Origin of the sequence: Rhizobium sp. SEMIA4064 (assembly GCF_003025035.1) — a bacterium.
In the GTDB taxonomy this organism is placed as follows: Bacteria; Pseudomonadota; Alphaproteobacteria; order Rhizobiales; family Rhizobiaceae; genus Rhizobium; species Rhizobium paranaense.
The window spans coordinates 51,495-63,063 of record NZ_PYJN01000018.1; the positions used below are offsets into that span (position 1 = coordinate 51,495).

The 11,569-nt window shown below is 60.5% G+C and carries 9 protein-coding genes; 5 read left to right on the forward strand and 4 right to left on the reverse strand.

Annotated features, from left to right (window positions below; translation table 11 throughout):
* Positions 1-50: 50 nt before the first annotated feature.
* Both C9E91_RS12490 and C9E91_RS12495 read right to left on the reverse strand, forming a co-directional pair.
* Positions 51-1,307, reverse strand: a complete 1,257-nt coding sequence (locus C9E91_RS12490) for a TCR/Tet family MFS transporter (protein WP_107108616.1) — start codon at positions 1,305-1,307, stop codon at positions 51-53.
* Between the two features lie 162 nt (positions 1,308-1,469).
* Positions 1,470-2,381 (reverse strand): LysR family transcriptional regulator, encoded by a 912-nt coding sequence (locus C9E91_RS12495; protein ID WP_107108617.1) that lies wholly within the window; start codon positions 2,379-2,381, stop codon positions 1,470-1,472.
* Positions 2,382-2,498: 117 nt separating this feature from the next.
* Between C9E91_RS12495 and C9E91_RS12500 the strand changes: the two genes are divergently transcribed.
* Positions 2,499-3,491 (forward strand): aldo/keto reductase, encoded by a 993-nt coding sequence (locus C9E91_RS12500; protein WP_107108618.1) that lies wholly within the window; start codon positions 2,499-2,501, stop codon positions 3,489-3,491.
* Between the two features lie 19 nt (positions 3,492-3,510).
* Here the strand turns inward: C9E91_RS12500 and ypfJ are convergent, their stop codons facing one another.
* Both ypfJ and C9E91_RS12510 read right to left on the reverse strand, forming a co-directional pair.
* The gene (gene ypfJ / locus C9E91_RS12505) at positions 3,511-4,446 is read right to left on the reverse strand and encodes a KPN_02809 family neutral zinc metallopeptidase (RefSeq protein WP_107108619.1); all 936 of its coding nucleotides are present in this window, start codon (positions 4,444-4,446) and stop codon (positions 3,511-3,513) included.
* Positions 4,447-4,525: 79 nt separating this feature from the next.
* Entirely contained in the window at positions 4,526-5,020 is a 495-nt protein-coding gene (locus C9E91_RS12510) for a DUF2306 domain-containing protein (RefSeq protein ID WP_107108840.1), read from the reverse strand.
* Between the two features lie 85 nt (positions 5,021-5,105).
* Between C9E91_RS12510 and C9E91_RS12515 the strand changes: the two genes are divergently transcribed.
* From C9E91_RS12515 to C9E91_RS12530, 4 genes are all read left to right on the forward strand, one after another.
* Positions 5,106-5,930: a LytTR family DNA-binding domain-containing protein gene (locus tag C9E91_RS12515; protein WP_107108620.1), complete on the forward strand. Its 825-nt coding sequence runs from the start codon at positions 5,106-5,108 to the stop codon at positions 5,928-5,930.
* Between the two features lie 171 nt (positions 5,931-6,101).
* Positions 6,102-9,587 (forward strand): carbamoyl-phosphate synthase large subunit, encoded by a 3,486-nt coding sequence (gene carB / locus C9E91_RS12520; RefSeq protein ID WP_107108621.1) that lies wholly within the window; start codon positions 6,102-6,104, stop codon positions 9,585-9,587.
* A 412-nt stretch (positions 9,588-9,999) separates the two neighbouring features.
* Positions 10,000-10,476, forward strand: a complete 477-nt coding sequence (gene greA / locus C9E91_RS12525) for a transcription elongation factor GreA (protein WP_107108622.1) — start codon at positions 10,000-10,002, stop codon at positions 10,474-10,476.
* A gap of 6 nt (positions 10,477-10,482) precedes the next feature.
* Positions 10,483-11,562, forward strand: a complete 1,080-nt coding sequence (locus C9E91_RS12530) for a glycosyltransferase family 4 protein (protein ID WP_107108623.1) — start codon at positions 10,483-10,485, stop codon at positions 11,560-11,562.
* The last annotated feature ends 7 nt before the right edge of the window (positions 11,563-11,569 follow it).

The following is an 11,569-nucleotide window of genomic DNA, read 5'->3' on the forward strand; positions in this document are numbered from 1 at the left end:
AACCCCGATGCTGAAGAATTCATCATATCATCAAAATATCTGATGAATATTTAGGCCACTTCCTGAACGGCCGGTTCCACCGCGGCTTTCGATTCGTTCTTGTGCACCTTGGCAACAAAGACGAACACTGCGGCCGCAATCAGCAACGCGGACATGATGAATGGAGCGCCCGCGAAAGCCACGGGCGCCGATGGTGCGGTAAAATAGCGAAACAGGTAGGGAAACAGCACCGGTCCGATGATCGCAGTAATGCTGGTCAGGCTGCCGAGAGCGCCTTGCAGCTCGCCCTGTGCCGATGGGGGCACCTTGCTTGCTGCAATGGAGCGCAGCGGCGCGTCTGCAACGTTTTCGATCACCGTGACTACGATCACCGCATAGACCATCCAGCCCTGCCACGCGAAGGCATATCCCAGCAAGCCGATGCCGGAAAAGACGAGCCCGAACACCACGGTCTTCCATTCGCCGAGCACCGGCACGATGCGAGGCATAGCAAAACCCATCACCAGCGCCATGCCAATGCCATAGGTGCCGAGCGAAAGGCCGATTTCCAGCGAGGTCCATCCATAACGATAGGAGCTGACGAAGGACCAGACCGCCGGAAAGACACCATGCGCCAACCAGTTGAAGAACATGACGACGAAGACCCAACCAAGGCCCTGATAGCGGCGCACTTGCCGCAATGCGCCGAGCGGACTGGCACGCCAAAATTCGAACCGGCGGCGGTTCCTCGCTTCCAGCGTTTCCGGAAGGAGGAAATAGGCGCCGATAAAGTTCAGGAGCGACAGCGCTGCCGCACCATAAAAGGGAGCGCGCGGGCCGAATTCACCGAGGAAACCGCCGATCACAGGTCCGAGCACGAAGCCGACGCCGAAGGCCATGCCGATCAACCCGAAATTCTTAGCCCGGTTCTCGTCATTGCTGATGTCGGCGATGTAGGCGGAGCACGTCGAGAAGCTTGCTCCGCTAATACCGGCTAGGATGCGGCCGGCGAACAATATCCAGTAGCTGCCGGCGATCGCGCAGATGAAATTGTCGATCGCGAAGGTCAGCACGGAAGCGAGCAGGATCGGACGACGGCCGAAACGGTCGCTCAGATTACCAATCAGCGGCGAGAACAGGAATTGCATGGCAGCATAGGCAAGCAACAGCCAGCCGCCATCCGTGGCCGCCTCGCTGACCGAAGCGCCCGTCAGTTCCTCGAGGTATTTCGGCATGACCGGCATGATGATGGCAATGCCGATGACATCGAGGAAGAGGATGACAAAGACGAGGAAAAGGCCGCGACGTACAAATTTCTGATCGATCATGGAGTTTGCCTATTGGTGGCCCCATCTCCATGAAGAGACAGAACGTGAACGAAAAATCAAAGCGTCCCCATACCGAAAGATTTTGCCGGAAACAATCCGTGAACGCTTCAATCTTCTTGATTTGCCGCCCGATTTTTTTGATCTTCGGCGCAAAGACGGCGCCTATCCTCCGTTCACGCGCCGCTGCTCCAATTTCAGAAAATCGACGAAGGCTCGAAGCGGCGCCGGCATATGGCGACGGCTTGCGTAATAGAGGAACGGGCCGGGAAAGGCAGTATCCCACTCTTCAAGAACAGGAACCAGCTCACCGCTTGCGATCTGCGGCGCGATGAACTCCCTGAAGGTTCGGATGATGCCGAGACCCTCCACGGCAGCGCAGCGTTCGATATCGACTGAATTGGTGGCGAGAACCATGGGCGGCGAAATGACGATCGTCTCGCCTTCCCTTTCGAACTCCCAAGGAAAGGCCGAACTGCTGAGGAAACGGTGACGGACACAGCGATGGTCGAGAATGTCGCGCGGGTGACGAGGCGTGCCATTCGCCGCAAGATAGGCCGGCGAAGCGGCGGTAGCATAGCATTGCTGCCGTGGCCCGATCGGCACGGCGATCATATCCCGTTCCAGCCGCTCGTCGTAACGAATGCCGGCATCATAACCCGCCGCCAGCACATCGATAAAACTGTCTTCGGCGACGATTTCGACCGAGATACCCGGATAGGCTTTCAGGAAGCGATTGATGATCCCCGGTATGATCACGATGGCGGCCACCGTGGGCACATTGAGCCGCAGCGTCCCGCCGGGAGTATCGCGGAATGTGTTGATATCGTCGAGTGCTGTGGCGATCTCGCCCATCGCTGGTCCCAGCCGCTCGATCAGCCGCTCGCCGGCCTCTGTCAGCGTGACGCTACGGGTGGTACGGTTGAGCAGGCGCACACCGAGCCGCTCCTCGAGCCGCCGCAACGCCTCGCTCAATGATGACGCTGAGACATGGCGCTTACGCGCAGCCTCCCGAAAACTGCGCTCACGGGCGACGGCAGCAAAGGCATCGAGATCGGCAAGCGGCAAATCACTCATTATACAAAATTCCAAACGGCCCGTTTCAATTTAACCGGATTATCGCACAGCAGGCGATGGAGTAAACCGATCTCGAAGACGCCTCTCGGAGAGCGCCGCTGATGAAGGAGAACTGAAATGCAGATGCGTCAATTGGGCAAGACCGGTCCCGAAGTATCCGCCATCGGCCTCGGCTGCATGGGTATGTCCGGCATGTACGGACCATCCGACCGCGCCGAGAGCATCGCCACCATTCACGCCGCCTTCGACGCCGGCATCAACCTGCTGGATACCGGCGATTTCTATGGCATGGGCCACAATGAAATGCTGATCGGCGAGGCGATCAAAGGGGTGAAGCGCGACGATTTCCTGATCAGCGTCAAGTTCGGCGCATTGCGCGATCCCGCCGGCGCCTGGTCAGGCTATGATGCGCGTCCAGCCGCAATCCGCAACTTCCTCGCCTATACGCTGCAGCGCCTCGGCGTCGAGTATATCGATATCTACCGCCCTGCCCGCCTCGATCCGAACGTGCCGATCGAGGAGCAGATCGGGGCAATGGCCGATCTGATCAAGCAGGGTTATGTCAGGCATATCGGCCTTTCCGAAGTCGGAGCCGACACCATCCGCCGCGCCGCTGCCGTGCATCCGATCGTAGATCTGCAAGTCGAATATTCGCTGATCTCGCGCGGCATCGAGGACCAAATCCTGCCAACCTGCCGCGAACTCGGCATCGGCATCACCGCCTATGGCGTCCTCTCCCGCGGCCTGATGAGCGGCCACTGGCAGAAGGATGCGGCGCAGAAGGGTGATTTCCGTGCCTTCAGCCCGCGCTTCCAGGCCGGAAACGTTGAGAAGAACCTGGAGCTGGTGGAAGCACTGCGCCAGATCGCCGACGCCAAGGGCGTCAGCGTTGCGCAGATCGCCATTGCCTGGGTCGACGCCCAAGGCGAGGACATCATCCCCCTCATCGGCGCCCGCCGCCGCGATCGCCTGACCGAGGCCCTCGGCTCGCTATCCGTCGAATTGTCCGAAGCGGATTTCGCAGCGATCGAACGCGCAATCCCGAAGGGCGCCGCCGCTGGCGGCCGCTATGCGGAGGCGCAATTGGCGCACATGGACAGCGAGAAGTAGGAAGGGTCACCTTCTCCTTTTAAACCGGATTGTTCAGCGTATCGCAGTCGCTGAGCTTGCCGGATTGGAAACCCTGCTTGAACCATTTTACACGCTGTGCCGACGTGCCGTGGTTGAAGCTATCCGGAACGACATAACCCTGGCTGCGCTTCTGCAGCGTATCGTCGCCGATCTGCTGCGCGGCATTCAACGCCTCTTCGAGGTCGCCTTCCTGCAGAATGCCTTTCTGCTGGGTGAACTTGCCCCAGACGCCGGCGAAGCAATCGGCTTGCAGCTCGATCCGCACCGACATCTTGTTGGCGTCCACCTCGCTCATGGTTTGGCGGGCCTGATTGAACTTCGGCAGGATACCAAGCAAGTCCTGGACATGATGGCCGACTTCATGCGCGATCACATAGGCCTGCGCGAAATCGCCGGCTGCGCCGAATTGATCCTTCATCTGCTGGAAGAAGGCCATGTCGAGATAGACCTTCTGGTCGCTCGGGCAATAGAAAGGACCGGTCGCAGCCGATGCCGTGCCGCAGGCTGACGGGAAACGGCCGGAGAACAGCACCAGCTTCGGATCGGTGTAGGTCTTGCCCATCGACTTGAAGATGCCGGTCCATGTGTCTTCGGTATCGGCGAGCACTGTTGCCACGAACTGCTTCATCTCGTCGTTGGCCGGCGGGGCGTTGCCGCCGCGGGAATCGCTCTGCTGGTAACCTGGACCACCGTCCAAAGCGCCGCTCTGCTGCAGGAGCCCGATGACGTCGACGCCCATGGCCCTCAGTACAAGGAAAATCACCACCAGAATGATGATGGTGCTGATGCTCAAACCGCCGCCGCGCCGCATGCCGCCGCCGGGAAAGCCCATGCCGCCACCGCCGAGGGGACCACCTCCCGAACCGCCATCCATCGGCGATGAGCCACGCTCATCCTCGATATTGTCGGATTGCCGACGTCCCTTCCAATCCATAGCGCACCTCCCGGCGATGCCTAAAAACTAAAGTCCCTTAGGCATTTATATATCCAGGAAGATGGACAAAGCCAGTTGGCTATCGGGTTAAACGACGGCGGCGCCACATTTCTTTCGACGTCAGCCACAAAAGCGCGACGCCTATACCGGCCGCGACCAGGAGCGGGGCGAGTTCATCGCCATCGAAAGCCACTTCGTTCATGATGCGGCCCGGAAGCAAGGCAAAAGCTCCTGCACCGACAACGCCGCCGAAATAAAGACTTCTAACGATACGCTTGTGCGCTTCGATATTGTGCTTGAGGGCATTGACGATAGCGCCCCAGCAACTAAGCAAAGTGTATACCGAAAGCAGGTGAATGGGGCTGAAGCCGTAAAACATGTTGATCTGATGAATGAAGAAGCTCGACAGCGCCACAATCACCATCAAGGCCAACCATATCTTGCCAAGCAGACGGTGCCTCGGCGTCCCCTTCGGTCTGACGAGAAGATAGGCGCCGAGCAGGGCGGCGGGAACGACCGCCACGACATGGATCTGGATCGCGATCGGGGCATCGATAAGCGGCTCAAGAGTCATCATCTGTATCCGGTTGAGTTTATCGAGCCTTTCCGCGATATTGCTGTTCTCTCAATCGAAATTGCGCAAAAGAACGGAAATCTTCGTGGATCACACCTTTCTGCAATCCACGCTTCGTGAATTGCAGGTCATCCAGCGTTCACCGCGCTTCTGGGCGACTTTTGTCACGATCGTCCTGATCTTTGCCGTGACCGGCCCGTACGGCACCCTTGATCGGCTGATGCCCGGAGCGCGGCTCGGCTACTGGCTTGCCCTTCACGCCATGGCCTGGTCGTGCGCGGTCGTCTTCTCCGTCGCCGCCGAAATCCTGCTACGCAGGGCTATAGCGAGCATGTTCGCCCGGATGATGATCGGATCCGTCGTCGCGGCATTGCCGATTGGCTTCGGTATCACGCTCGTTGAGCTCGCATTCTTCGGAACAGCGCCCAGCCTGACCGCCAGCCTGCATCACTCGCTCGACTCCATACCGCTTTGCGTCCTCTTCTGTGTTCTCACCTATCTGACCATGCACCGGCAGATACTGATGGTGGCCGAGGGATTGGATGCCACGGAGGCGAAAGCTACGCTCACCGCCGCGGCAGAGATTCGAACGCTGGCTTCCCAGCCGCCGATTCTATTGCGCTTGAAACCGGAAAACCGGGGTGCATTGGTAAGGCTTACCGTTCGCGATCACTATACCGAGGTTGTGACAACACGCGGTCGGGAGCTCATCCTGCTGCGTTTCGGCGATGCGCTCACGGAAATCGGCAATACGGAGGGCATACGCCTGCACCGATCCCATTGGATCGCGACGGAACACGTCGACCGGCTGAAACGCGACAACGGCAAGCTTTTCGTCATCGCACGTGACGGCGTTGAGATGCCCGTCAGCCGCTCCTATGTCGAAGCTGTCCAACGTCGTTTTGGCTAATGGCGGCAAAGGCTGTAGAATTCATGTCGATTCCGCGATTTATGGGGTTCCGTTTGCAAATACATTTGCCTATAAGCCGCTTCTAGCCTGAAAAGACTTGCCCATGCGCCCCGGCCGGTGATCTCCCACCCTGGCCGGTTTTTCGCGCAACGAAAAAACGGATGAGAGCCCATGCCGAAGCGCCAAGATATCAAATCGATCCTCATCATCGGTGCAGGACCGATCGTCATTGGCCAAGCTTGCGAGTTCGATTATTCCGGCACGCAGGCCTGCAAGGCGCTTAGGGAGGAAGGCTACCGCGTCATCCTCGTCAACTCCAACCCGGCGACGATCATGACCGATCCGGGCCTGGCGGACGCGACCTATGTCGAGCCGATCACGCCGGAAGTGGTCGCCAAGATCATCGCCAAGGAACGCCCGGATGCGCTGCTGCCGACCATGGGCGGCCAGACGGCCCTCAACACGGCGCTTTCGCTGAAGCGCATGGGCGTGCTCGACCGCTACAATGTCGAGATGATCGGCGCGAAGCCGGCCGCGATCGACATGGCCGAAGACCGCGCCCTCTTCCGCGAAGCCATGGCCCGCATCGGCCTCGAAACCCCGCGCTCGATGCTGGCGAACGCCACCGACATCAAGGATGCCGACCGCAAGACGCATGAAGCCGAGCGCACCAAGCTGAAGGCGCAGCTTTCCGGCGATGGGCTCGATAAGGCGCTGGACGAGCTGGAAAACCAGTGGAACCTCGGCGAAAGCGACCGCAAGCAGCGCTATATGAACCACGCCATGGCGGTTGCCGCCCAGGCGCTCGATCATGTCGGCCTACCCGCCATCATCCGTCCTTCCTTCACGCTCGGCGGCACCGGCGGCGGCATCGCCTACAACCGCTCGGAATTCTTCGAGATCGTCGGCGGCGGCCTCGATGCCTCCCCGACCACCGAAGTCCTGATCGAGGAATCGGTGTTGGGCTGGAAGGAATTCGAGATGGAAGTCGTCCGCGACAAGGCGGACAATTGCATCATCATCTGCTCGATCGAAAACATCGACCCGATGGGCGTTCATACCGGCGATTCGATCACCGTTGCTCCGGCACTGACGCTGACCGACAAAGAATACCAGATCATGCGCAACGCCTCGATCGCGGTTCTGCGCGAGATCGGCGTGGAAACCGGCGGCTCGAACGTGCAGTTCGCCGTCAATCCGCAGGACGGCCGCCTCGTCGTCATCGAAATGAACCCGCGCGTGTCGCGCTCGTCGGCCCTCGCATCGAAGGCCACCGGCTTCCCCATTGCCAAGGTCGCGGCCAAGCTGGCGATCGGCTATACGCTCGATGAACTGGAAAACGACATCACCGGCGGTGCGACGCCGGCATCGTTCGAACCCTCGATCGACTACGTCGTCACGAAAATTCCACGCTTCGCCTTCGAGAAATTCCCGGGCGCCTCGCCGGTGCTGACCACCGCGATGAAGTCGGTCGGCGAAGTCATGGCGATCGGCCGCACCTTCGCGGAATCGCTGCAGAAGGCGCTTCGCGGCTTGGAAACAGGCCTCACCGGCCTCGATGAGATCGAAATTCCCGGCACCGAAGAGGGCGAAGGCAGCCAGAATGCGATCCGCGCCGCCATCGGCACGCCCACTCCCGACCGCCTGCGCATGGTCGCCCAGGCACTGCGCCTCGGCATGTCGCCCGAAGAGGTGCACGAAGGCTGCAAGATCGACCCGTGGTTCATCGCCCAGTTCAAGGCGATCGTCGACATGGAAGCCCGCATCCGCGAGCATGGCCTGCCGGAAGATGCGTCCAACCTGCGTATGCTGAAGGCGATGGGCTTCTCGGACGCGCGTCTCGCGACGCTGACCGGTAAACGCCCGAAGGAAGTTGCAGAACTGCGCAACGGGCTGAATGTCCGCCCGGTCTTCAAGCGCATCGACACCTGCGCCGCCGAGTTCGCCTCGCCGACCGCCTATATGTATTCGACCTATGAGACGCCCTTTGTCGGCGCCGCCCGCACGGAAGCGCAGGTTTCCGATCGCAAGAAGGTCGTCATCCTCGGCGGCGGTCCGAACCGTATCGGCCAGGGCATCGAATTCGACTATTGCTGCTGCCACGCCGCCTTCGCGTTGAAGGATGCCGGCTACGAAGCGATCATGATCAACTGCAATCCGGAAACCGTCTCGACCGACTACGATACGTCGGACCGTCTCTATTTCGAGCCGCTGACCGCCGAAGACGTGATCGAAATCCTGCGCGCGGAGCAGGAAAAGGGCGAAGTGGTCGGCGTCATCGTCCAGTTCGGCGGCCAGACGCCGCTGAAGCTCGCCGAAGCGCTGGAAAAGAACGGCATCCCGATTCTCGGCACCGCGCCGGACGCAATCGACCTCGCCGAAGACCGCGACCGCTTCCAGAAGCTGCTGATGAAGCTCGACCTCAATCAGCCGAACAACGGCATCGCCTATTCAGTCGAGCAGGCCCGCCTCGTCGCCGCTGAAATCGGCTTCCCGCTGGTGGTACGCCCGTCCTACGTCCTCGGCGGCCGCGCCATGCAGATCATTCATTCGGAAGGCATGCTGCAGACCTATCTTCTCGACACGGTGCCGGAACTGGTGCCGGAAGACATCAAGGCCCGCTATCCGAACGACAAGACCGGCCAGATCAACACCCTGCTCGGCAAAAACCCGTTGCTGTTCGACAGCTATCTCGCCAACGCCATCGAAGTCGACGTCGACTGCCTGTCAGACGGCACCAACGTCTACGTTGCCGGGATCATGGAGCATATCGAAGAGGCCGGCATCCACTCGGGCGACTCGGCCTGCTCGCTGCCGCCGCGCACGCTGTCGCCGGCCATGATCGATGAGCTGGAGCGCCAGGCAAAGGCCATGGCCAAGGCGCTGAACGTTGGCGGCTTGATGAACGTGCAGTTCGCCATCAAGGATGACACGGTCTACGTGCTTGAAGTCAACCCGCGCGCTTCGCGCACCGTACCCTTCGTCGCCAAGACCATCGGCGCGCCGATCGCCAAGATCGCCGCCCGCGTCATGGCCGGCGAAAAGCTGGACGCGACCTTCGCCGCCTATGGCGAAAAGCCCGATCCGCGTAAGCTGAAGCACATCGCCGTCAAGGAAGCCGTCTTCCCCTTCGCCCGCTTCCCCGGCGTCGACACCCTGCTTGGACCGGAAATGCGCTCGACCGGCGAAGTCATCGGGCTGGATACGGATTTTGCACTGGCCTTTGCCAAGTCGCAGCTCGGCGCCGGCGTCGAGTTGCCGCGCGACGGGACCGTCTTCGTCTCCGTTCGTGACGACGACAAGCCGCGTGTTCTGCCCGCTATCCGCATGTTGACCGAGCTAGGCTTCAAGGTGCTCGCAACCGGCGGCACCCAGCGTTTCCTCGCTGAAAATGGCATCGAGGCGACGAAGATCAACAAGGTTCTGGAAGGCCGCCCGCATATCGAGGACGCTATCCGCAACCGTCAGGTCCAGCTCGTCATCAACACGACCGACAGCAACAAGGCGATCTCGGATTCGAAATCGCTGCGCCGCGCGACGCTGATGCAGAAAGTGCCCTATTACACCACCATGGCCGGCGCCGAAGCCGCCGCCATGGCGATTAAGGCACTGAAGGCCGGCAACCTCGAAGTCCGGCCTCTGCAGAGTTACTTCTGAGAGCTGTTTTCACGATGACGGGGCCAAATAAGGCTTCGTCATCGCTAGCGCCGACGCTCGTTCCTCTCGTTTGAGTGGATAGGCGCTCTACGGACATAATCGCAAAAAGATTGCCGCGCCGCCCCAGGCGCAATTACACGTTCCTCCCAACGATGCAGGGTAAATCCGCCGCAGCGGTTGGCGCCGTTCGTCGCCGCCAACAAGCCCGTCGACGAGCGCATGAAATCACACCTCAACGAGGATCGGCGAAGATCAGCTTCGCCATAAGTCACCGAATTTTCTGGAAATCGGCCTTCGCAATCTGCTATAGATGACAGAATAATGGCTCTGTATGGTTCCGAAGTACCGCTTCGGGACCTGTTTTCTTTTTGTGTCTGCGACAGAGCAACGCAGGGAGTGAAGGACAAGAAAAATGGTTGAAAAGGTACCGATGACGCAGAACGGGTTCGTCAAGCTGCAGGAAGAACTGCGCTGGCGTCAGCAGGAAGAGCGCCCGCGAATCATCGAGGCAATTTCGGAAGCACGTGCCCATGGCGATCTCTCCGAAAACGCCGAGTACCACGCCGCCAAGGAAGCCCAGAGCCACAACGAGGGCCGCATCACCGAGCTTGAAGACCTGACGGCGCGCGCCGAAGTCATCGACCTTTCGAAGATGTCCGGTTCGAAGATCAAGTTCGGCGCCAAGGTGAAGCTCGTCGACGAGGACACCGAAGAAGAGAAGATCTATCAGATCGTCGGAGACCAGGAAGCGGATGTGAAGGCCGGCCGCATCTCCATTTCCTCGCCGATCGCCCGTGCGCTGATCGGCAAGGAGGTTGGCGATTCCATCGAGGTCAACGCGCCCGGCGGCGCCAAGGCCTACGAAATCCTCTCCGTCTCCTGGGGCTGATCGCCCGTGCGCGATCGCGACGTATCGCACTCAAGCGATCTCAGCGAAATCGAGGTCATCGCGACGAACTTCAAACGCCGGCTCTCCGGCGTTACCTCGACGATCGTGCAATTGATCCCGAAGCAGATCGAGCTTGGCTGTCATATCGCCACGCTCGGTCCGGGTTTGCCGGAAGACCTGCCAAAGCTTGGCTGGTCGCGGCTGCCCGGTCTCTGGACGAAACCGCGCCGCCACCGCGTTCGTGTCTGGCATGCCCGCCGCAACAATGAGATGCTGGTCGGGCTGTTGCTGCGCTCCGTGCTGCGCATGCCGCTGAAACTGGTCTTCACGTCGGCCGCCCAGCGCCGCCACACCGCCTATACGCGTTGGCTGATCCGCCGCATGGATGCCGTGATCGCCACCAGCACGCGCTCCGGCAGCTTCCTGCAGGTGCCGCACACCGTCATCCAGCACGGCATCGACTTGAACATGTTTCATCCGCCGGAAGTGCCACACGACCGCATGGCCGCTACCGGCCTGCCCGGCACCTATCTGATCGGCTGCTTCGGCCGCGTCCGCCATCAGAAGGGAACGGATCTCTTCGTCAAGGCGATGATCGAGCTTCTGCCGCGCTATCCGGACTGGACCGCCGTTATCTGCGGCAGGGTCACCGCCGAGCATCGCGGCTTCGGCGACGAATTGGTTAAGATGGTCGCTGCGGCCGGCCTCACCGACCGCATCCGTTTTCTCGGCGAAGTCGACGATATCAGGCCTTGGTATCGTCGCGCGACGCTTTATGTCGCCCCTTCCCGCAATGAAGGTTTCGGCCTGACGCCGCTGGAGGCCATGGCCTCCCGCACCGTCGTCGTCGCCTCCGATGCGGGCGCCTATGCCGAATTGGTCGTACCCGGAGAAACCGGCGCGATCGTGCCCGCCGGCGATGGCGAGGCGCTCACGAAAGCAATCGCCTTCTATCTCGCCAATCCCGAAGAGGCGCTTCGCCAAGGCGAAAATGCGGTGCGACACGTCCGCAGCGAGTTCGCTTTGGAAAAGGAAGCGACGGCGATCGGCGACATCTATCGACAATTGCTCGGCGGCGCCCGCTGAAACGACG

What these genes read in the sequence shown, in the direction of transcription:
- C9E91_RS12490 (WP_107108616.1), bottom strand. Translation starts at nt 1,307, where the DNA reads ATGATCGATCAGAAATTTGTACGTCGCGGCCTTTTCCTCGTCTTTGTC.
- C9E91_RS12495 (WP_107108617.1), bottom strand. Translation starts at nt 2,381, where the DNA reads ATGAGTGATTTGCCGCTTGCCGATCTCGATGCCTTTGCTGCCGTCGCC.
- C9E91_RS12500 (WP_107108618.1), top strand. Translation starts at nt 2,499, where the DNA reads ATGCAGATGCGTCAATTGGGCAAGACCGGTCCCGAAGTATCCGCCATC.
- ypfJ (WP_107108619.1), bottom strand. Translation starts at nt 4,446, where the DNA reads ATGGATTGGAAGGGACGTCGGCAATCCGACAATATCGAGGATGAGCGT.
- C9E91_RS12510 (WP_107108840.1), bottom strand. Translation starts at nt 5,020, where the DNA reads ATGACTCTTGAGCCGCTTATCGATGCCCCGATCGCGATCCAGATCCAT.
- carB (WP_107108621.1), top strand. Translation starts at nt 6,102, where the DNA reads ATGCCGAAGCGCCAAGATATCAAATCGATCCTCATCATCGGTGCAGGA.
- greA (WP_107108622.1), top strand. Translation starts at nt 10,000, where the DNA reads ATGGTTGAAAAGGTACCGATGACGCAGAACGGGTTCGTCAAGCTGCAG.